Below are 21,920 nucleotides of genomic sequence, written 5' to 3' on the forward strand. Positions count from 1 at the left end.
ATTATTTTTACTGTTTAAAATCTATAAACTATTCTTAGTATCGATCGGTCCATTATGAGCATCAGCTAATTTAGAAATAGCGTCATCTTCTTCGAGCTTTGCAAAATGCTCTTTCGCTAATTTCAGCCCGATAGCAATAGCTGTATCTTCAGGAAGCCCTTCTTGCAGGAGTGTATCGGCCATCTCAATGGCTTTTATACGAACATGTACAGGCAAATTTTTATAAGTTGGCGGATAGTCATCATTGTACCAAGGCATAGTCCTCCTTTTTTTTATTAGATTTTACCAAAATATCGTTGTTATCTAGGTCTATAACAATTAACCATATAGGAAAGTTGATTTTATTTTAATCAAATAGTAAAACTAAGTGCTGTAGAATCTCTTCGAAAAATCAAATCAGTGTGCTGTTGAATTGTTTAGGACTGCTTAACTTACGTAAATTATGTTGGGTTTATACGAGATTTTAAATGATGGTACCAAGAGTGAACCATCAAAATACTGATTTAGTATGAAAACACTCTTTTTAGAAATATTAATGATATTCTATGAAATACTTGTACACAGATCGCTACAAAATTCAAAAAAATAGCCTTGACGGAAACAGATATAAATAAAGTTTGTTAAGCTATTATGATCTTAAACTCTTCTAAAATTCCCTTTCGTTATATGTTTAACAAAGTCAAAAGGGAAGTGGCTTTGGTAGCCATTTTTGGCTTAATTTTTAATGGATTGACTTATATTTTGCACGATAAGCTTCCGGATATGCCCTTGGGGGTTCCTGCATTTTTAGGTACCGCCATATCGGTTTTATTGTCTTTTAAAATGAGCCAGTCGTACGAAAGATGGTGGGAAGCACGCAAAGTATGGGGCGCTATTGTTAATGACTCCCGGTCGCTTGTCATCCAGATGCAGAGTTACCTCGCTCCTGAATTTGCAGGGGTGATAAAGGATATTGCTTATAAGCAGAGTGCCTGGTGTTATGCATTAGGAGATTCACTTCGCGACCTTAATCCGCTTGCAAGACCATTGGAATTGACACAGGAGGAGCTCGACCATTTACAGGAACATCGGAATGTACCCTTGGCAATTACCCAGATGCAGGCGCTTGCTATCAAGGATCTGTCGGAAAAGCAGGCAATTCCCGATTTTTTTCGTGTTCAGTTGGATCAAACCTTGGTCAGGCTGGTGGATGCGATGGGTCGTGCTGAACGGATCAATAATACCGTATTTCCGGTTACTTACCGCCTTTTTCTTCACGGAGCGATCTATCTCTTTCTGATTACCTTATCGATAGCTATACAGGATGTAAGCCCGGTTTTCGAAATTCCGTTATTGGTGCTGATCGCTGCATTGTTCTTCCTGGCGGATAAGACGGCCTATAATCTACAGGATCCTTTTCGCAATCGGCAAAGTGATGTGCCCGTAACCGCGATAGCACGTAATATTGAAATCAATATCAAACAATTGCTTGGAGAAGAACATATTCCTGAGCCCTTGAAGCCAAAGACATTTTTTATACTGTAATGGTGGGAATAGGAGTTCGAAGATCAGGATAGCAGTTCCTAGGATACGGAGCTAGGAAGATCAATTCACGTATTGAAAAAATAGCTATAAAAGCAAGCATCGGTTGGTGCTTGCTTTTTTTTGTGCATGGCCACCTTTCCAAATCATCTTAAAGAATCAATGCCGTAATTACGGACAATCCGCTAAATTTTTGTCCCGCAGGCTTTTAATATGATCATGAGCCTGAAGCTGCAGTATCGCCTGATGCCGAATGAGATGTTCTGCTTCTAATGTCAGCACTTCTTTTTCTTCTAAAGTGTGATGATACACACGCTTGTAGATGTCTTCTCTTTTTTCGCAGTCATTTAAGATGCTCTGGATCGTATTCTCAACAAAACTATTCTTCAGATCCAGCCACATGTTGCGTAATTTGCTCGATATAGTTGTGCTTAGCTGTGGAAATTCGCTTGCCTCATAAACGAAGGGTTTGAGGTCTGTAATAAATTGTTCAGACTGATCCCGGTATTGCCTAAGGTACTTATCAATATCGTTGTGCGTATCTTTTGGTAACAGTTCAATATATTTGGTATAACCCGCAATTCGGTCATTATTGGCCTCTACTAAATTATTTAACAGATAGGCCTGTTCCTGCAATAAATTTTCCATAGTATATCCGCTTAATCTTTATCTAATAGACAATCTAAAAGGCTTTTAGTTCATAACTTGAACATCAGTTAAATGCTAAATTGCTCAATTTAGTGCTACATAATCTTTGTTACGCCATCTGATTGATTTCGCGCATTTTTAAGAATTTAATCGTTATGCCCATCTGCCCGAGATGGTAGAGGTCATGATGGATAAGACCTGTTACCAAATACTTATGATCGTGCGGAAATGCAGGACCTGCATAGGGGTACGGTGCAGCTAGAAATTCGTCATCATTCCCCTCTAAGAAATAGATGACGCTTTGCTGTGATGTATAAAATTCTTTTAGCAGGTTATCCCATCCTTTTTTGGCGAGCTCCGAATTGGTTCGCCAATTTGCCGAATCGGTCATTTCAAGTCCACGGGGATTTGCATTTAAACGGCTGAGTACTTCTTTGCGCCATTCGATCAAATGCGATATCAATTCTGCTATGCTGTGCATATCCGGTAGCGGACGCTCGAAAGCTGTCATTTCATTTACTTCAGTAAGCTTTTTGTCGAAGTTTTCATCGATCCATAGATCAGCACTTTCGATATTTTTCAATTGCTGTATCATGTTATTTATCAGTACTTTTGCCATGATTTTCGTTTTAAGTGGTGAAATAATAACTGTTATTACCATACCTGCATCGGATCTCGACTCTGTAGCAAATATTAGCATTCATCTGATGTAGGCTCCTTTAAAGCCTTGATATTAAAGAGTACACTAGATCGTCCGCTTTTGTTCTCTATCAGGGATAATAATCTTTTTATTTCAATACCGATGTCGGCCAAACTTTGGTGAACGGTGTTTGTTTTAATGCGAAGTGATCATAATCAAATATGTTAAGTAATGATTAAAATAGCAACCTATAATATCAATGGTATTAATGGCCGTCTACCTGTATTGCTTCGATGGTTAAAGGAGGAATCTCCTGATGTCGTTTGTCTGCAGGAATTAAAGGCTCCACAGGAGCGTTTTCCTATACAGGCTATTACCGACGCTGGTTACAAGGCAGTATGGCATGGTGAAAAAAGCTGGAACGGTGTTGCAGTGCTTTCTAAATACGATATCACAGAAGTCTCACGCGTATTGCCTGGAGATAAAGACGATACCCATAGCCGATACCTAGAGGTTATTGTCAATCAGCTCGTGATCTGCTGCTTGTACCTGCCTAATGGGAATCCCTATCCAGGACCAAAGTTCGACTATAAAATCAACTGGATAAAACGGCTGACCAAGCGAACTAAGGCCTTGTTAGCAATGGAGATTCCCGTCATCCTTATTGGAGATTTTAATATCATTCCGACGGAGATGGATACATACAAACCGGAAAAATACACCGATAATGCTTTGTTCAGAATTGAAGTTAGGAAGGCATTTGAGGATCTTATAGCTCAAGGATGGCTGGATACTATCCGGAAATTATTTCCGGATCAGAAGGTATATACCTTCTGGGACTATCTACGGCATGCTTACAGCCGAAATGCCGGTCTCCGTTTGGATCATATTTTACTTAGCCCCTTATTGGAAGATAGACTTTTAGAAGGCGGAATCGACCGGCATGTAAGAAGCTGGGAGAAAACAAGCGACCATGCACCGGTCTGGATATGTTTAAAAGAGCAATAGTATGAAAGCTATTCGTATTTCTCTTAATGAGCTCATGAAAATAGGTAAACAGCAAGAAATAGATCGTGATTCTAATGGCGCTATAAAAAGCTATAGGGCAATAATTGGAAAAGATCCATTACATGTGCAGGCATATAATAGACTCATGATTTTATACCATCGCCAAAAAAATATAAGATGGAAATCGCAATTATAAAAAAGGCACTTCAAGCTTATGAGAAGGATGTGCAGCAGGATCTTTTAGCTTGGAAAAGTGAAAATAGTACATCTGCAGCTCTTAGTCACAATTTAGCTAAAGCATTGGGTCTAGTTGATGACAATGGTTTTCCTATTTTCGAAGAACCGCAGATAATGCGCTGGCGTAAACGTTTAGCGAACTTGGAGCGGAAAATAAAACCAGAAAATGATCCTCGTAAAAAAAAGAAAGTTCGCTAAAAGAATTAACCTAGCCACTTAGTATTATTATTACATGAGATCTTAAAAAAGTCCTCAGCTTAGGATCAGTAATATTGGTAGCAGAAACAGTAATATATGTACCTATTAATTGCGGGTTATTCATGAAATTTGAAATAGGTAGAACAATATTTTTTAGTTATGTGTAACGGTCGCCGTTTAATATAGGCATATGAAAACTTTTAACTGCTTTAATTTGTTCTAAAGTTATGCTTTGGCTACTTAATTTGTCTTTACTGTTCAATGGTAAGGACAAAAAAATATTCCAATTATGAAGAAAAACAGTAATTTCAGCAGAAGATTTTTTTAAAGACCACTGGCGCCCTTACTTTACTGGCGACCCTTCCGGCTTCTTTAAAAGCGGCCTACCTACAGGTGAAACAATTTATTGTTCCTGCCAAGCGCACAGTTCCTTTGACGTTACAGATTAATAAAAAGGCTTACACGCTTGATTCGGATACAAGAACTACCTTGCTGGATCTTTTGCGTGAAAACCTTGGCCTTACCGGTACAAAGAAGGGCTGTGATCACGGTCAATGTGGCGCCTGCACGGTCCATGTGGATGGCGTAAGGGTTTTAAGCTGCCTGACTCTTTCTGCCTCTGCGGTCGGAAAAGAGGTAACCACGATTGAAGGAATTGCCGATGGTGAGCAACTGCATCCGATGCAGGAGGCTTTTATTGCATGTGATGGTTTTCAATGTGGCTATTGTACACCCGGGCAAATTATGTCGCTATTGCCTGTGTAAAAGAGGGTCACACGCATTCCGTTGAGGAAATTAAAGAATTTATGAGTGGCAATCTTTGCCGCTGTGGAGCTTATAACGGTATTGTTCAATCTATTCAAAAAGTAGCGCAATCATGAAACCTTTCGAATTTATAAGAGTAACCAATACCAAAACTGCACTTTCTCATAAAAAAGATCATGTGCAGTATATCGCGGGCGGAACAAATCTGGTCGATTTGATGAAAAAGAACGTGCATCTTCCGGATACTGTTGTAGACATTAATGATGCGCTTATTCGTACAATAGATACACATGACAAAAATATTCATATCGGTGCTATGGTTCGCAATACTGAAATTGCGACCGACGCGAAGGTATTAAAGGATTTTCCGTTGCTTGCAAAAGCTGTTTTGGCTGGAGCTTCTCCGCAGATCCGAAATATGGCTTCTACAGGAGGTAATATCTTGCAACGTACCCGTTGTCCATATTTCTACGATACCACGACCCACTGCAATAAGCGTGAACCGGGTACCGGATGCAGTGCATATGCTGGAGAAAATAGGATGAGCGCCATAATTGGTTATAGTAAAGATTGTGTTGCTGTACATCCATCTGATCTCTGTGTCGCATTTGTTGCATTGGATGCTGAAGTACACGTGATCAAAAAAGATCAAAAAGAGACTGTTATTCCGTTTCAGGAGTTTCATCGTCTTCCGGGAAATGATCCTCATCTGGACAATAATTTACCGGATCATGCTTTAATTTCATTTATTAAAATTTCAGAAAATCCATTTGCGAAACATTGTGCTTATCTTAAGATCAGAGACCGGGCTTCTTATGCCTTTGCTCTGGTTTCGGTAGCCGCTGCACTGCACTTGGACGGTGACCGTATCGTTGAAGCTCGGCTAGCCTCTGGTGGTGTAGCACATAAGCCTTGGCGCTGGCTGGAAGCTGAAGAGTTCTTGATCGGTAAAAATGCCACTGCTGCTGTATTTAGTGAGGCCGCCGCCATGATTGTCGCGGATGCGCATCCCTTGGCACAAAATGGTTTTAAAGTAGGCATGCTGAAAGGTGCTGTGGAATCTGCACTGGCACAATGCCTGCTGGCTTAATCTGTAGCAAGGAATAACGTTTTTTAATAAAAATGAATGGGTTTTTACAAAATAATGTAAAATGAAAGACTTGAATCAACAAAATATAACCATACCTGAAGGGCGCGTCGAAGCACGGGATAAAGTGACCGGGAAAGGAAAATTTGCAGCCGAATATGCGGTGGATAAGATGTGCTATGCTGTTTTAGTGGGAAGCACGGTTCCCAGTGGCAAAATTAAAAATATTGATCTGTCCAAAGCGAAACAAGTAAAATCTGTACTTGGTTTTGTATCCCATCTGGAAAAACCTGCAGTTCCTGGGTTTGCGACGGAGGCGTTGATGAAAGAATCGCGTTTTGGTCTTCCTGTATTTCATACAGACACCATTTATTTTAAGGGACAGCCGGTTGTATTGGTTATGGCGGAGACACTTGAGGATGCCACTTATGCGGCATCGCTGGTAGAGGTGCAGTATGAAAAGACAAAATTTAATGTTGATTTTGACTCTACCTACGCACAGATCCCACTGCACGAAGCGGGTAAAGAACGCGGAAATCTCGAGAGCTGGCAAGATGCACCTCATGTGGTGGAGGCCGAATATGAAATTAAAACGGAGGTACATCACCCCATGGAAATGCATGCCACGATCGCTGCATGGACTGGTACCGATCATCTCAAACTTTACGACAAGACACAGGGAGTGAATAATGTACAACAGGTGATCGCACCTTTATTTAATCTGAAAAAGGAACAAGTGGAGGTCATGAGCGAATTTGTCGGCGGTGGTTTTGGATCTGGTCTTCGGGTGTGGCCACATGTACTGGCTACCGTTATGGCAGCCAAACAGGTGGGACGTCCCGTGAAATTAATGCTGACAAGACCGCAGATGTTTATCGGTACCGGTTATCGTCCTGCTTCCTGGCAGAAAATTAAGCTTGGAGCAGATGATCAGGGGAAATTTATGGGTATCCATCATCAGGCCCGTAATGAAACATCGTTATATGAACGGTTTTCAGATCAGATCACACGGATAACGCGTCTGATTTATGATTTTGAACATCTTAAGACTGAGGATGCACTAGTGCCGTTAAATATCAATGCAGCGACCTGGATGCGTGGTCCCGGTGATTGTACGGGAGATTTTGCAGTTGAATGTGCCATCGATGAATTGAGCTATAAATTGAATATGGATCCCGTAGCGATCCGAGCAAAAAATATTGCTGTAACGCATCATCCGGATTCTAAATTACCCTGGTCATCAAATTATTTAGTAGATTGTATGAACTTAGGTGCCCAGCGTATCGGTTGGGAAAAGCGGAATCCACAACCTAATAGCATGCAGGATGGCGACTGGCATATTGGCTACGGGATGTCTGTGGGAATGTGGAATGCCGGAAGAAATAAAACGAGTGCCGCCATAAAAATGAAAAAAGATGGAAGTCTGATCATTCAGACTGCAATGACCGATATCGGTACAGGAACAGGGACGGGTATGAAAAATATTGCCCATGAGATAACCGGGATTCCGAAAAATAAAATAACAATCGAACTTGGTCATTCAAATCTCCCTCCAGCGCCCAGCCAAGGTGGAAGTACTGGAATGTCTTCTGTAAGCGGGGCTGTTGTGGAAGCAGTCCGTCTGCTGAAAGAAAAGCTGTTAGCCTATGCCGCTAAACAAGACCAAAGGTTCAAGGATGTACAGGAAGATGTCTTAGTGCTGTCTGAAACTGGTTTGTCTTTGAAAAATGATACAACTGCAACTATTCCTTTGGATACCTTGTGGAAGCAAAATAACTTAGATGAATTAGTGGTAGAAGCAACCTCAGGTCCCGGTGAAGAGCGTAAGAAATATGCTTTTTGCTCGTCTGCTGCTCATTTTTGTCAAGTAAGGGTCAATGTGAAAACGGGAAAGGTCATGGTGACAAAAATGGTCTGTGTGGCCGATGGAGGTAAAATTGTAAATGAAAAAGCGGCGGCCAACCAGATGTCAGGTGCAGCTGTCGGCGGCATCGGAATGGCACTTATGGAAGAGCGCCTGCTGGATACGCGGATCGGTGGAGCTATTGCTGATGATCTGGCAGGGTATCATTTTCCTGTTAATGCCGATGCACCGATAATTGATGTCAGTTTTATCGGTAAAGCCGATCCCAACATCAATCCGACAGGGGCAAAAGGTTTAGGTGAGGTGGGAATTATCGGTACTGCCGCTGCAATTGCGAATGCGATTTACAATGCCACGGGCAAAAGATTACGCAGTTTACCCATTACTCCTGATAAAATATTAAGTTAATCAAAAACATTAGTTTAGTTTATTTATTCTGTTGTATTATAAGTTTTTATATAATTGTTTTAATTTGAAAATTGTTTGATGAGTGAATTAAAAACCATAATTGCCGCATACGATACCGCTGAAGCGCAGGGTTATAAAACTGTGCTGGCCACAGTGGTTAAGGTAGAGGGTTCATCCTACCGGATGCCAGGTGCACGCATGCTGGTATCCGAATATGGAGAGATGACCGGAGCGATCAGTGGGGGATGTTTGGAAGGTGATGCGCTTCGCAGGGCGATGCTAGCGCTCCAGCAGCAAACTAATAAATTGGTAACTTATGATACCACAAATGAAGCCGATGCAACCCTCGGTATACAATTGGGCTGTAATGGTATTGTACATCTACTATTTGAATATATTGACCCGAGCGATCCTCAAAATCCGATTGCCTTATTAAAAAAAACAACCAATAAACGGGTACCAGCACTTGTGGTCACGATCTGCTCATTGGATCGCTATGCTGAGCAGCCCGGTACATGTGGTATACGATTGGAAAATCAAACCGTTTTAAGAGCCAATCCGCTTATTGCAGGTGAAGATATGCTTGCTTATATGGAGCAGGTATGCAGAAGTAAGGCAACGATGCGAACGGTTTTAGAATATAAAAATGTGGATTATGAGCTATTATTGGAATACCATATTCCGCCAATTCATATGGTCATTGTGGGGGCAGGAAATGATGCACAACCGGTAGCTGCGATGGCGGCTATGCTTGGCTGGGAAGTAAGCATTGTTGATGGTAGGGCCAGTCACACAGCAGTTGATCGTTTCCTGCAGCAAACAAGTGATCACTGCAGCTGCCAGTGAGTTTCTGCATCAGATCGATATCGATGCCTATACCGCAGTGGTTTTAATGTCGCACAATTTTAATTATGACAAAGATGTTCTCAAGCATTTACTACAGACATCTGTTTCTTATATTGGCTTATTAGGACCTAAAAAAAGGTTTCAACGTTTGCTTAACACATTACAAGAAGATGGTTGCATCATAGAAGAAGCTCAGCTGGCAAAAATGCATGGCCCTGTCGGTCTTGATATCGGAGCTGAAACTTCGGCGGAGATTGCACTCTCGATTATTGCGGAGGTAAAATCTTTTTTCCACAGCCGATCTGCTGCATCTCTTCGTGACCTCGCAGCTAAGATGCACGAGAATATTCCAATCCTTTAATCATTATTATGCTATTCGATAAATTTGGCCGTCAACATACTTATCTCCGTATATCGCTTACGGACAATTGTAATCTGCGCTGCTTTTACTGTATGCCAGAAGAGGAGTATGCTTTCGCCGCGCATGCCAAACTGATGCAACCCGATGAAATTTTATCGATCGCTAAAACTTTTGTATCGCAGGGGATTACAAAAATACGCTTAACAGGTGGGGAACCATTTGTACGGAAAGATGCAGCTGTGATTTTGGCAGGACTGGCCACCTTACCGGTGGAACTGACCTGTACCACCAATGGGGTTAGGGTAGATGCTTTACTGCCTGTAATCAAAGCGGCCAATTTTAGCAGTATCAACATCAGTCTAGATACCTTAAATACCGAAAAATTCCATAAGATAACAGGCAGAAATCTTTTTGACCGTGTTTGGTCAAATATTGGTCTGTTGCTGGAATCCGGAATAACCTGTAAATTGAATGTAGTGGTAATGAAAGGGTTGAACGATAATGAAATTATTGATTTTGTCGCGCTTACCGAAAATGGCCATTAGAGGTACGTTTTATTGAATTTATGCCTTTTTCTGGTAATAAATGGACCAATAATCAGGTGTTTACTTTGCGGGAAATAAAAGATGTGATCCAAAAAGTTATACCATCCACGAACAGGTGGGGAGTATACACGATACAGCAAAACATTTTCATATCGCAAGTCACCGTGGATCATTCGCCGTCATCAGTACCATGAGCGAACCTTTTTGTGCAGGCTGCAACCGGATCCGTTTAACGGCAGATGGTAAATTGAAAAATTGTCTCTTTTCTACTCATGAAACAGACTTACTTACCGCCTATCGGCAGGGACAGCCAATATTACCGTTGATACAAGCGAATATCGAGGCAAAGGCTTTTGCTCTAGGGGGCCAATTAGCCACTGATTTTACGCAAATAGATGCGGATAAATTACAAAATAGAAGTATGATAACTATTGGAGGATAATGCAGGATACAGGTATAATAATATTAGCAGCGGGTAGTTCCTCACGCTTAGGGACTGCAAAACAACTTCTGGATTATCAGCATAAGCCATTAGTTCAACATGCTGTAGAACAGGCGCTGTCGAGTGACCCTGCTTGTGTGATCGTAGTGGTGGGCGCTGATGCCGAGGCCGTTGCAGGAACACTTGTTGACCATGATCTAAAGATCTGTTACAATGATGATTGGTCTACAGGAATGGCCTCGTCTATCCGTAAAGGAATGGAGACGTTATTAAACGATCATCCATTGTTAACTCGGTGCATCTTTTCAGTATGTGATCAGCCCTTTCTTGAGGCTCATCATTTTATGCAATTGCATGAAAATCAGTTGGAAAGTCAGAAAGGGATTATTGCATCGGCCTATGCGGATACCTTGGGCGTGCCGGTGCTGTTCAGTAACTTTTATTTTCCATTATTACAGCAGTTGCAGGGAGATCAGGGTGCTAAAAAATCATAGCCGCATATCCTGATGATGTTGTTGCAGTTGCTTTTGATAAGGGATCAGTCGACATTGATGAACCTGCTGATTTAAGATATTTAATACAGGAAATGGTTTCAGTATCGGAAGCAAAAGCGATCATTAAAAAACATGCCCATTTTGTTCGCACTGGAATAAAAACTTTATCTGAGTCTTTAGGATATACTGTTGCAGAGCAGATTATATCAAAATATGATATTCCTGGTTTTAGGCAGTCTTCGATGGATGGCTATGCGTTGAAATTTGAGGACCACAATAACCGATTGGAAATTGTGGGCGAAATGCGTGCTGGAAAACAGTCGGATGTAACGCTATTGTCCGGACAGGCGATGCGCGTCTTTACGGGTGCACCCATACCAACGGCGGTAGATACCGTGGTCATGCAGGAACGGGTATATCGCGAAGGAGATTGGATCACGGTTGCTGATGAGCAATTAACTCTTGGCATGCATGTCCGTGAAAAAGGTAGCGAAGCCACAAAAGGCACATTGGCCCTTGCACAGGGAACTGTATTGACGCCTGCTGCACTGGGTTTTTTAGCAGGTATCGGCTGTGAGAAGCTTCTGATTTTTGAACCGCCAAAAGTAGCCATCATTGTGACAGGTGATGAACTGCAGGAAGTGGGTCAGCCACTTTCTTTTGGACAGGTATACGACTCAAACTCGATTCAACTACGTGCTGCACTTCAAAAAGCAGGCATCGAAACGGTTCAGGTTTTTCACGCTACAGATGATCCTGCCGCATTGGAAAAGATCTTGGGACAGGCATTGTTAGCTTCGGATCTGGTGCTGCTGGTGGGAGGCGTGAGTGTGGGTGATTATGATTTTGTGGTGCAAAGTGCTCTGGCGCAGTCGGTGCGGCCTCATTTTCATAAAGTGAAACAGAAACCAGGAAAACCATTGTTTTTTGGAACTAAGGATGAAACAGTGGTTTTCGGATTGCCAGGAAATCCTTCTTCAGCGCTAACCTGTTTCTACCTGTATGTTTTACCGGCTATTGACCGGATGATGCAACGAGCTGATTCCGTTTGCTACAGCAAAGCCGTGACTACCGTTGATTATCCAAAAAACAGTGGATTAACACATTTTATAAAAGCTCATTTAATGGACGGTAAGGTATTGCCCCTGCATGCGCAGGAATCTTATCGTCTACAATCTTATGCCCAGGCCAATTGCCTGCTCGTGATACCGGAAGAATCTACTGGTATTGTGGCAGGTGAAGAAGTCCAAGTAATCGTATTGCCTTAAAAATCTATGGATACCGAAATTTTTTTTATTATTTTATTTATTGTTGCTTTTTTATATGCCTCTGTTGGGCATGGCGGAGCGAGCGGTTACCTGGCTTTAATGGCTCTTTATGGCGTGGCGCCGCAAGAAATGAAACCTACAGCGCTGTTTTTAAATTTATTTGTTTCCTTGACTGCCTTTATTCAGTATTACCGCGGAAATCATTTTAAGAAAGAGATTTTTATACCCATAGCGCTGGCATCTATACCTTTTGCTTTTCTGGGCGGTATGTTATCGATCGATGATCATCTTTATAAAAAAATATTAGGAATTTTACTGTTGCTGCCGATCGTTCGATTTTTCTTTTTTAAGAATGTGGAAGACGATCGTCTGGTACCTCCAGTAAAATGGATTTCGATATTGTTGGGTGCTTTCATAGGGCTTCTGTCCGGAATGATCGGTATAGGTGGAGGCATAATCCTTTCACCTATTTTGATCTTGTTGCTATGGACCAACCAAAAGCAAACGGCGGCAATCAGTGCCGCATTTATTTTTGTCAATTCTTTGGCTGGACTGGGAGGAATGTTGACGCAGGGTATTACGTTGACTTCCAATATGATTTTATATATTGTGGTAGCATTCAGTGGTGGGCTTTTGGGTGCTTATTTAGGTTCTAAAAAGTTTAATCAGGATGTTTTAAAATATGTACTGGCAACAGTGTTACTCGTTGCCGCCTATAAATTGCTCTTTACTTCGGCATAGCTGCGCGGTAAGAAAGCAATAGTGATCAGAATTGGATAGATGTGTCTTGACTTTTGACGAGCATGATCCCTATGGGATGTCTCATTAGATAAAAAGAATGCTTAATTTGAATAAGAGATGAATAAGATTAAAGTACTTGCATTTGGACCGCTTGTAGAAATTATAGAGAAAGAGTTCTTTATGGAAGCAGTGGATACGGAAAATTTGTTAACAAGTTTGATCCAGCAGTTTCCTTTACTCGAGAACCGTAAAATGGCGCTTGCAGTGAATGGAAAGATTACAAAAGAGGTGGTTCTGTTACAGGAATCAGATACGGTAGCCCTTCTGCCACCATTTTCGGGAGGGTAGTATGCATTGGGATCCACGATATGAGCGGCATTACAGTTTACCAGGTTTTGGTTATGAGGCGCAGGAAAAGCTTACCGCGGCTCAGGTACTTGTTGTCGGAGCTGGAGGGTTAGGCTGTCCGGTACTGCAGTATCTGACTGCGGCAGGTGTAGGGCGTATCGGTATCGTTGATTTTGATACGATAGAACTGAGTAATCTGCAACGCCAGACCCTATATAGCACCGCAGATCTTGGGCAGTTAAAGTGCGCAGTTGCTGTGCGGAAGCTAAGCGAAAATAATCCGTCTATCACAATCGTTGGACATCCTGTTTTGCTTGATGATAGCAATGCTAATGCTATTGTTTCACAGTATGATATCGTTGTTGACTGTACGGATAATTTTGCGGTACGTTATATTATAAACGATTGTTGTACGCGCTTAGAAAAACCGCTTGTTTTTGCGGCGATCTATCAATACGAAGGGCAGATAGCAATCTTTAATGTCGCTGATGATGATGGAACTGTCTGTCATTACCGCGATCTATTTCCACAAGTCCCGAGTGCTGAAGAGGCTCCAAACTGCTCAGAAAATGGTGTATTAGGTGTTTTGCCAGGGATCATCGGATTGATGCAAGCCACTGAAGTGATGAAGTTAATAACGGGTATTGGAGAGCCCTTGGTCAATAAGTTAATGACTTTAATGTTTTGACCTATCAGTCCATGATCTTATCGATCACTCCGAATTCTGAAAGGGCTAAAGTTTATGCTACAGAAAAGAGGGAGGCCACTGAGCAGGACCGACACTTGGAACAGGATATCAGCTTGATCTATCCGTATGAAATTGAATTCTATCTGCAGGATAAAAACGTCAGTCTGGTTGATATCCGGGAATCCTATGAGGAACCTCCATTTCCGATCGCGACACAGGAGATCCCTTTGTCTGCACTGTTTGACCGTTTGGATGAATTAAAGACCACACATATTATTGTGGTGTGTCAAAGCGGAAAACGCAGTTTACATGCCGCGGGAAAGCTGAAAGCGCATTTCGGTCCCGCAAAGAGGGTAAGTCACCTGGCAGGTGGCATTATTTCATATTTAAGTACTAATAAAGCAGAATAAATGAAAAATATATTTGTGCAGGGAGCCATTTCGCCAGATCAGATCGCGAAGAGTATTGCAGCACATAGCAGTAAAACAGCTATCGGTGCCCACGAGTTATTCTTGGGACAGATCAGGGCCGATGTGGTAGACGGTAGATCCGTAGCCGCAATCGAATATACAGCTTACGAACAGATGGCGTTAGAAAAAATGGATACCATCAGAGAGGCAATGTTTGCCAAGTATAAGCTTATCTGTATGCATGTGTACCATAGTCTAGGGACGGTGTCTACTGGACAGCTGTGCCTTTTTGTATTTGTATCTTCTAAACACCGTGCAGATGCGCAACAGGCTTGTCATGAGCTTGTGGAGCACATCAAGAAAGAACTTCCGATCTGGGGAAAAGAGCTATTTGAGGACGATACACATCAGTGGAAAAAAATAATTAAGATGGTCGATATTACACATAAAACCGCTACTTTGCGTAAAGCGGTAGCAACAGCATCTGTGGTTACTTCACATGGCCGAACGGTAGATGCTATCAAAAATGGTCAGGTTCCAAAGGGTAATGTTTATGAGTTTGCCCGTGCGGCGACGTTGCTTGCCATAAAAAAACAAGCGATATCATCCCGGACTGCCATCCGTTGCCGATTGAATATGCGGCAATAGATTTTGAGATTGAAGAACTTACAATTAAGATTTCGGTAACTGTGCACACGATCTATAAAACCGGTGTAGAAGTCGAAGCGATGCATGGTGCTTCTGTCGCCGCACTGGTGCTGTACGATATGTTAAAACCGATCGATAAACATGTTGAAATCGGCTCGATTCGTTTATTGCACAAGTCGGGCGGAAAAAGTGACCATGCGCATCTGTTAGAAAACAGGAAGATCAAGGCAGCAGTTGTTGTTTGCAGTGATTCGGTCTATTCAGGTGAAAAACAAGACCGTTCGGGATTTGTATTGGAAGAGTTACTGGAAGATTATGGTATAGACGTCGTACGATTTGAGGTTGTGCCAGATGAAATTGATGCTATTCAACATCAATTGACGGTTTCCAGGGAATTAGGGGTCGATATGCTGATCTATACGGGTGGGACTGGAGTGTCTGATCGGGATGTTACGCCAGAGGCTGTAGAGCCTTATTTAACCAAGAAATTGCCGGGTGTAATGGAAATCGCAAGACAGTATGGACAGCAATTTGTAAAAACGGCTATGCTTTCCAGAGCAGTCGCAGGTTTTGCAGACCGAATGCTGGTCTTGACCTTGCCAGGGTCAACAAATGGGGTGAAAGAAAGTGTGAAAGCTTTATTTCCACAGATACTGCATGTTTTTCCTATTCAGGATAATCAGGGACACGGATAGCTTTTTAGCTATCCACGAAGTTTGGTCACAACTTTCTTGATTCTGTCCAGGGTGTAATCGATGTCATGTTCAGTTGTAAACCGACCTAAACTAAACCGGATCGCACTGAGATTATCTTCGTCCTTCAGTCCCATAGCTTGCAATATCGGAGAAGGTCTGTGTGTTACGGATGAACATGCCGAGCCGCTGGAAACAGCAATGTTGCCCAGTGCAAGTATCATTTCTTGGGAGTGTAGACCGCGTAAGCTGATATTTGTTGTATTGAAGATACGTTTGTGCAGGTGGCCGTTGACAAAAGTTTCATCGATTTCTAAGATGGATTTTTCCAGTGTATCGCGTAACGTTAAAATTAACTTATTTTGATTTGTCATTTCCTGTTTTGCGATAGCTGCGGCAGTTCCAATTCCTATAATACCCGGAACGTTGAGGGTGCCACTTCGCATACCTTGCTGTTGCCGACCTCCATGCAGCAAGGGTTCCAGTGAACCAATAGCAGGATTGGTATATAACGCGCCAATACCTTTAGGACCGTAAAACTTATGTGCTGAAATCGGCATAAAATCGATTTGCATCTGCTTTACATCAATCGGAATCTTGCCAACAGCCTGTGTCGCATCGCACAGGAACCATGCTCCCGCCTGATGGGTTAGGGTGGCAATTGATGGTATATCTTGCATAACACCTGTCTCATTGTTCACAAGCATGACACAAACTAGCGCCGTATCTGTTGTTATGCTATTCTCCAGCGTTTTTAAATCGATGATGCCATCTTTATCTACAGGCAGATAAGTGACAGCATATCCCTTAGTTTCCATGTAACGACAACATTCAAGTACTGCATTGTGTTCTGTGGATGCACAAATGATATGTTTGCGGTGACCATAGGTGAGCCCCTTTATCGCCATATTGATCGCTTCTGTCGCTCCTGAAGTAAAGGTTAGTTCGCTTGTACGGCAGTTAATTAAATGGGCAAGATCTTGCTGAGCAAAATCAATCTCTTCCTGAGCCTGCAATGCAAAAAGATGGGGACTGCTGGGATTGGCGTACTGTTGCTTAAAAAAGGGCAACATCCGGTCTAGTACCCGATCATCAACGGGTGTAGTGGCGTTATAGTCGAGGTATACGATTGATGACTGCATAGTCATAAATGTAGTGAATTAAATTGAGAGGACGGATTCAAAAATCACTATTCTGCACGCGATTAACAACCCATTTTACGGATTCTTCTACCAATATTACTGTTTTGTTCTGCATTCGTCATTGCATAGGTGAAAATTACATATTTTTAAGACTAAGATCATGATGTGATGGCTTTTGAAAGTGGATAGCCAAAGCATCTGAAAGAAAGAGGATAAGCCCAAAATAAACAAATGATGAATACAGACTGTTATATAACAACTAACATACACAATTATGGAAACCATTCGCATTAACAAAAAGGAATACGAGGTCGTTATTGATAAAGAGATGCCACTGCTGTGGTTTTTACGTGATGTCGTCGGTTTGACTGGAACAAAATATGGCTGTGGAGTAGCACAATGCGGTGCTTGTGTGGTCCATATGGACGGTGAAGCGGTAAGATCATGTGTCACAAAGATGAAACGTGCAGTTGGCAAAGAGGTGATCACGATTGAGGGTCTTTCTGAAAAAGGTGACCATCCATTGCAAGTTGCCTGGAAAGATGTGGATGTGCCCCAATGCGGGTACTGTCATGCCGGTCAAATTATGTCGCAGCTGTTTTATTACGTGAACTGCCGAATCCAACAGATCAGGATATTGATGATGCCATGACCGGAAACATCTGCCGTTGCGGAACTTATTCTCGAATTCGTCAGGCCATACATCATGCTGCATCATTGCAAAAGAAATAAATGGTTATGTATAGATGTGTAATCTGCTAAAAAATAGCTCATGAAAATATTAAATAATATAAAAAGCAAGGGGACTTACAAGCTTACATTGACTTTGGGTGTCATCGGTCTGTTTTTAACGGTTCTGGTTTCTGCTTTTACAAGTGATTCGCGATCTGAAAATACATTAGAACGGGATACCAGGGTCAAGAAAGATAGCATACAGTCTGTTGAAGCGTTTAAAAAAGTATATGCTGTGCTACAGAGTCCTCGATGTGTGAATTGCCATCCAAGCGGTGATATTCCGCTTCAGGGTGATGAGCGCAAGTTGCATGCGATGTTTCCGAAACGTGGGCCTGAAGGAAAAGGAATGCTGACCATGAAATGTAATAACTGCCATCAGGATGAAAATACAGCAGGATTGAAAACTCCGCCAGGAAGTCCGAATTGGCATCTTCCACCTGAGGATATGAAAATGGTCTTTGAAGGAAAAAGTGCATATGAATTGGCTAAGCAGTTGGTAGACCGAAAACAAAATGGAAATAAAGATCTAAAAGCATTGATAGCGCATGCGGATGATGGATTGGTAAAATGGGGCTGGGAGCCCGGAGAAGGAAGGACACTGCCTCCGATTAGTCATGCTGCTTTTAAAGAAGCTTGGATTACCTGGTTGACAACAGGTGCTTATGCTCCCACGAAGTAATTATTTTTTCAAAAAATCAAAGAAATAAGCGATGACAACAGATAAAACGACGCTAGGCAGAAGATCTTTTTTAAAAGCCGCGCTTTTAGCCGGTGGCGGAATGATTTTACATTTCAACTGGCCGGGTGCTGGAGCGATGGCAAGTGAGCCGAGACCAGCAGCTGATACATTAATTGAATTAAACAGCTATATTAAAATTTACCCTAATGGCGATATCCTGTTATTTAATCCCAATCCTGAATTTGGACAGAATGTAAAGACATCTCTTCCGATGATCCTCGCAGAGGAACTGGATGTAGCCTGGGAGAAAGTAACGGTGGAGCAGGCTGATTTTTTTCCAGAAAGATATGGACGTCAGTTCACTGGCGGTAGTCAGTCCGTTCGGCAGGCTTGGCCCGTGTTACGCACAGCAGGAGCTACGGCGCGGCAGATGCTCTTAATAGCAGCTTCTGAAAAATGGGCTGTACCGCTAAGCGAAATGCATACAGAAGCGGGTGTCATTTTCCACAAAAAAAGTGATCAAAAAATAACTTACGGTGAAATTGCCTCTCAGGCAGCCCGAATACCGGTACCAAAAGATGTGAAGTTAAAAGACGTGGCTGATTTTAATATAATAGGTTCGTCAAAGCAAAATGTAGAACTGGATAATATTGTAACGGGTAAACCTTTATTTACCAGCGACTATAAGCAGGAGGGTATGCTGATTGCTATGATTGTACATCCACCAGCCTTTGGGCAGGAGATCACAGCGTTTGATGATACTGCAGTACGTCAAATGCCGGGGATAAAGGATGTTTTTCTGATTGAACCGCTAGCAAAGGACTATACGCGCAATTATTTTGATACGATGAGTTTCGGCAGCTTAGCTGTAGTTGTGGGTACTTCTACCTGGGAAGTGATGCAGGCAAAGAAAAAACTGCAATTGGAACTGCAAACGGCCTCAAAAAGGAAGAATAAAGACACACTTCAACTGGAGAGTACAGCTGGTCATTATGCAGATATGGATCGATATGCAAAGATTCCAGGGGAAGTTAAACGTAAGGATGGAGATCCGGATGCTGCATTTAAAAATGCTGCCCGCATCATTGAGCGAACGTATACAGCACCATTTTTGGTTCACAATACCATGGAGCCCGTTTCCTGTTTTGCTCATGTAACGGCAGATCAAGCGGAATTATATGCGCCTATCCAGGCACCGGAGGTCATCACAACAACTTTGGTGGCCCGATTAGGGTTGCCTAAAGAAAAGATAAAGATTAAACTCGCCCGGATGGGTGGCGGTTTTGGACTCAGGGCTTATGGACATCATCTGGTGGAGGCCGCCGTGATATCTCAAAAATTAAATGCTCCTGTAAAGTTGATGTATACCCGTGAAGATGAAGCGACCTATGGTATTTACAGACCGACTTACAGTGCAACATATCGGGCGGCTTTAGATGAAAATAACCAGTTGATCGGATTTCATGTCAAGGCTGGGGGAATACCGGAATCTCCGCTACATGAAAATAGATTTCCGGCGGGAGCGGTTGACAATTACCTTGCCGAATCCTGGGCGGTTGATTCCGATATTACGATCGGAGCTTTTCGTGCACCGAGATCCAATTTTATGGCTAGCGCAGAGCAGTCATTTTTGGATGAACTGGCTGTTGAAATGAAAAAAGATCCGATCGATTTTCGTCTGGAATTACTTAAAAGGGCGAAAGAACGTCCTGTTGGACAACGTAATGATTATGATGCATCACGGTACGCAGGTGTCCTGCAATTGTTGAAGGAGAAAGCCAGTTTACTAAAAAAAAACGATGGTACAGGGAGAGGCATTGCGGCTTATTTTTGCCATAATACCTATGCCGCGGCTTTGGTCGATATAGGCGTTAAGAATAATGAACCCTATGTTGTACAGGCCATTGCAAGCGTCGATTGTGGTATTGTGGTAAATCAGGATGCAGCCGTCAATATGGCGGAAGGTGCGGTGATTGACGGTATTGGAAATGCACTATACGGAGAACAATTGTTCGCAGATGGAGTACCCCAGAAAAGCAACTTCAATACTTATCGGATCATTCGTATGAGTGAGTGTCCAAAACATATCGAAGTTCATTTTGTGCAAAATCAGGAAAACCCCACAGGTATGGGAGAGCCGGTATTTCCGCCGATGTTCGGTGCTGTTGCCAATGCTCTTTTTCACCATACTGGTAAACGATACTATAACCAACCTTTTATGAAACAATACTTAGCTCACGAAGCGGAGGGTTAATTCTCTATTAGCCTTTCGTCTAATTGGAGGATTGATCGTATTTATGAAACTTAAAGAACATCAGTTTTAATATAAAAACAATAAAAAATGAAAAAAGCTATTTTTGGATTACTCTTATTTGTCTTGACAGTGCAGTTGTCTTTTGCACAAAAAATGAATGCAGTAGAAGAAGTGAAGGAACTGTCGAAATTGAAGTGGCAGTGGATGGCTGATAAGAATGTCGATAAACTCGCAGCATTATTCGATGATAAGTCAAAGTTTGTTCATATGAGCGGAACATGGAAGAAGAATGAAGAACTCGACATTATAAAAACCGGTCGAATCTGGTATAAGAAAGCCGCTATTCATGATGTAGCGGTCGAGATCGTAGATGATGTTGCAATTGTTTGGAATAGAATTACCTTAACAGCTGATGTGCGTGGAAATGATGCAGTAACGGAGTTTACGGTAACGGAGGTTTACAAAAAGCAAAAGAAAGATTGGAAGATGCTGGCCATGACGTTTAGCAGTGTGCGTGATACGCATAAAATCGAACATTAAATAAGAACTTAAATTTTATACAGCAATAAGTTTTACAATATAAAATGGCATAATAGAAATTGAGCGTAAATCTCTTTTTCTATTATGCCATTTTTCTAATCATTTCATTATAGATTACAAGAATGCAGGGTGATCCAGTTTAACCGCTATGCGGTTTGCCGCATTGACCAGACCCACATGACTGTAAGCCTGTGGGAAATTGCCCCATTGACTGCCGTCTTGTTCATCGACATCTTCACTGAATAATTTGAGGTGATTGCCGTAACCAATCAACTGCTTAAATACCTCTTGCGCTTCTTCCAAACGTCCTACACAGGCCAGTGCTTCCACATACCAGAAGGCACATACCAGAAATGTTGATTTCGGTTTTCCAAAATCGTCTTTATGCAGATAACGGTAAAACAGTCCATTTTCTCCTTTCAGCTCTTCTTCCAAAGCTTCGAGGTGGCGTTTTGCCTTATCACTGGCCGGATCCAAATAATTCATCATGATCAGCTGTAGGGTAGAGGCATCTAAATTGGGGTTTTTAGTTGCCGTGGTATACACGCCACGCTCTTCATCGTAGCAGCTTTCAATATGTACACTGGCGCGCTCCCGTAGTTCTTGAGCTTTAATTTTGATTTCTTCAAAACCGTACTGCTCGGCAATTTTTAAAGCTGCTGTCGCACCGGCCCATTGAAACAGATTGGAATAGCAGTGTCTGTTTTCAAA

At 42.1% G+C, this 21,920-nt stretch carries 24 protein-coding genes and 3 pseudogenes; 22 read left to right on the forward strand and 5 right to left on the reverse strand.

Annotated elements, in window-relative coordinates; all coding sequences use genetic code 11:
* Positions 1-21: 21 nt before the first annotated feature.
* Positions 22-258: a hypothetical protein gene (locus L950_RS00980; RefSeq protein WP_021191748.1), complete on the reverse strand. Its 237-nt coding sequence runs from the start codon at positions 256-258 to the stop codon at positions 22-24.
* Between the two features lie 408 nt (positions 259-666).
* On the opposite strand from L950_RS00980, the gene L950_RS00985 reads away from it, so the two are divergent.
* Positions 667-1,524: a bestrophin family protein gene (locus L950_RS00985; protein WP_231576750.1), complete on the forward strand. Its 858-nt coding sequence runs from the start codon at positions 667-669 to the stop codon at positions 1,522-1,524.
* A gap of 168 nt (positions 1,525-1,692) precedes the next feature.
* On the opposite strand, the gene L950_RS00990 is transcribed toward L950_RS00985, so the two are convergent.
* The gene (locus L950_RS00990; protein WP_021191750.1) at positions 1,693-2,169 is read right to left on the reverse strand and encodes a PA2169 family four-helix-bundle protein; all 477 of its coding nucleotides are present in this window, start codon (positions 2,167-2,169) and stop codon (positions 1,693-1,695) included.
* 109 nt (positions 2,170-2,278) lie between these two features.
* Positions 2,279-2,788, reverse strand: a complete 510-nt coding sequence (locus tag L950_RS00995; protein WP_031289295.1) for a DinB family protein — start codon at positions 2,786-2,788, stop codon at positions 2,279-2,281.
* A 252-nt stretch (positions 2,789-3,040) separates the two neighbouring features.
* On the opposite strand from L950_RS00995, the gene xth reads away from it, so the two are divergent.
* The 17 genes and pseudogenes from xth to L950_RS01070 form a co-directional block, all read left to right on the forward strand.
* Entirely contained in the window at positions 3,041-3,817 is a 777-nt protein-coding gene (xth, locus tag L950_RS01000; RefSeq protein WP_021191752.1) for an exodeoxyribonuclease III, read from the forward strand.
* A 1-nt stretch (position 3,818) separates the two neighbouring features.
* Positions 3,819-4,013: a hypothetical protein gene (locus tag L950_RS01005; RefSeq protein WP_021191753.1), complete on the forward strand. Its 195-nt coding sequence runs from the start codon at positions 3,819-3,821 to the stop codon at positions 4,011-4,013.
* Entirely contained in the window at positions 3,995-4,252 is a 258-nt protein-coding gene (locus L950_RS01010; protein ID WP_021191754.1) for a hypothetical protein, read from the forward strand. The genes L950_RS01005 and L950_RS01010 overlap by 19 nt, the downstream gene beginning before the upstream one ends.
* Before the next feature lie 393 nt (positions 4,253-4,645).
* Positions 4,646-5,133, forward strand: a pseudogene (locus L950_RS01015) ((2Fe-2S)-binding protein).
* Entirely contained in the window at positions 5,130-6,107 is a 978-nt protein-coding gene (locus tag L950_RS01020) for an FAD binding domain-containing protein (RefSeq protein ID WP_021191756.1), read from the forward strand. Before L950_RS01015 ends, L950_RS01020 begins: the two are co-directional and overlap by 4 nt.
* 61 nt (positions 6,108-6,168) lie before the next feature.
* A complete protein-coding gene (locus tag L950_RS01025) occupies positions 6,169-8,376 on the forward strand; it encodes a xanthine dehydrogenase family protein molybdopterin-binding subunit (protein ID WP_021191757.1) in 2,208 nt (735 codons plus the stop codon).
* Positions 8,377-8,454: 78 nt separating this feature from the next.
* Positions 8,455-9,222, forward strand: coding sequence for an XdhC family protein (locus tag L950_RS34795; protein ID WP_052764272.1), 768 nt, complete (start codon positions 8,455-8,457; stop codon positions 9,220-9,222).
* Positions 9,200-9,583, forward strand: coding sequence for an XdhC family protein (locus L950_RS34800; RefSeq protein ID WP_052764273.1), 384 nt, complete (start codon positions 9,200-9,202; stop codon positions 9,581-9,583). The genes L950_RS34795 and L950_RS34800 overlap by 23 nt, the downstream gene beginning before the upstream one ends.
* Positions 9,584-9,591: 8 nt before the next feature.
* Positions 9,592-10,128, forward strand: a complete 537-nt coding sequence (locus tag L950_RS31470) for a radical SAM protein (protein ID WP_231576751.1) — start codon at positions 9,592-9,594, stop codon at positions 10,126-10,128.
* A gap of 115 nt (positions 10,129-10,243) precedes the next feature.
* Positions 10,244-10,570, forward strand: a complete 327-nt coding sequence (locus tag L950_RS31475; RefSeq protein WP_231576752.1) for a hypothetical protein — start codon at positions 10,244-10,246, stop codon at positions 10,568-10,570.
* Positions 10,570-11,064 carry an NTP transferase domain-containing protein gene (locus L950_RS01040; protein ID WP_021191758.1) on the forward strand — a complete coding sequence of 165 codons (495 nt, stop codon included), beginning with the start codon at positions 10,570-10,572 and terminating at the stop codon, positions 11,062-11,064. Before L950_RS31475 ends, L950_RS01040 begins: the two co-directional genes overlap by 1 nt.
* Before the next feature lie 92 nt (positions 11,065-11,156).
* Entirely contained in the window at positions 11,157-12,332 is a 1,176-nt protein-coding gene (gene glp, locus L950_RS01045; protein WP_021191759.1) for a gephyrin-like molybdotransferase Glp, read from the forward strand.
* Positions 12,333-12,338: 6 nt separating this feature from the next.
* A complete protein-coding gene (locus tag L950_RS01050; RefSeq protein ID WP_021191760.1) occupies positions 12,339-13,073 on the forward strand; it encodes a sulfite exporter TauE/SafE family protein in 735 nt (244 codons plus the stop codon).
* Positions 13,074-13,190: 117 nt separating this feature from the next.
* Positions 13,191-13,421 (forward strand): MoaD/ThiS family protein, encoded by a 231-nt coding sequence (locus L950_RS01055; RefSeq protein WP_021191761.1) that lies wholly within the window; start codon positions 13,191-13,193, stop codon positions 13,419-13,421.
* A gap of 1 nt (position 13,422) precedes the next feature.
* Positions 13,423-14,109 carry a HesA/MoeB/ThiF family protein gene (locus L950_RS25610; RefSeq protein WP_021191762.1) on the forward strand — a complete coding sequence of 229 codons (687 nt, stop codon included), beginning with the start codon at positions 13,423-13,425 and terminating at the stop codon, positions 14,107-14,109.
* The gene (locus tag L950_RS25615) at positions 14,106-14,519 is read left to right on the forward strand and encodes a rhodanese-like domain-containing protein (RefSeq protein WP_156169474.1); all 414 of its coding nucleotides are present in this window, start codon (positions 14,106-14,108) and stop codon (positions 14,517-14,519) included. The genes L950_RS25610 and L950_RS25615 overlap by 4 nt, the downstream gene beginning before the upstream one ends.
* Positions 14,520-15,859 (forward strand): annotated as a pseudogene (locus L950_RS01070) (molybdenum cofactor biosynthesis protein MoaE); the annotation flags it as partial.
* A gap of 11 nt (positions 15,860-15,870) precedes the next feature.
* Here the strand turns inward: L950_RS01070 and L950_RS01075 are convergent.
* Positions 15,871-17,001 (reverse strand): cysteine desulfurase family protein, encoded by a 1,131-nt coding sequence (locus L950_RS01075; protein ID WP_197086160.1) that lies wholly within the window; start codon positions 16,999-17,001, stop codon positions 15,871-15,873.
* Between the two features lie 274 nt (positions 17,002-17,275).
* Between L950_RS01075 and L950_RS01080 the strand changes: the two are divergent.
* From L950_RS01080 to L950_RS01095, 4 genes and pseudogenes are all read left to right on the forward strand, one after another.
* Positions 17,276-17,733 (forward strand): annotated as a pseudogene (locus L950_RS01080) ((2Fe-2S)-binding protein).
* 40 nt (positions 17,734-17,773) lie between these two features.
* Positions 17,774-18,415, forward strand: coding sequence for a hypothetical protein (locus tag L950_RS01085; RefSeq protein WP_021191767.1), 642 nt, complete (start codon positions 17,774-17,776; stop codon positions 18,413-18,415).
* Positions 18,416-18,446: 31 nt separating this feature from the next.
* Positions 18,447-20,669 carry a xanthine dehydrogenase family protein molybdopterin-binding subunit gene (locus tag L950_RS01090; protein WP_021191768.1) on the forward strand — a complete coding sequence of 741 codons (2,223 nt, stop codon included), beginning with the start codon at positions 18,447-18,449 and terminating at the stop codon, positions 20,667-20,669.
* Between the two features lie 87 nt (positions 20,670-20,756).
* Positions 20,757-21,209, forward strand: coding sequence for a nuclear transport factor 2 family protein (locus L950_RS01095; RefSeq protein ID WP_021191769.1), 453 nt, complete (start codon positions 20,757-20,759; stop codon positions 21,207-21,209).
* Positions 21,210-21,323: 114 nt separating this feature from the next.
* On the opposite strand, the gene L950_RS01100 is transcribed toward L950_RS01095, so the two are convergent.
* Positions 21,324-21,920, reverse strand: a 597-nt coding sequence (locus tag L950_RS01100) for a glycoside hydrolase family 15 protein (protein ID WP_021191770.1), incomplete at its 5' end; no start/stop codon positions are given.

The sequence above is a fragment of the Sphingobacterium sp. IITKGP-BTPF85 genome (assembly GCF_001006065.1).
GTDB classification, from domain to species: domain Bacteria; phylum Bacteroidota; class Bacteroidia; order Sphingobacteriales; family Sphingobacteriaceae; genus Sphingobacterium; species Sphingobacterium anhuiense.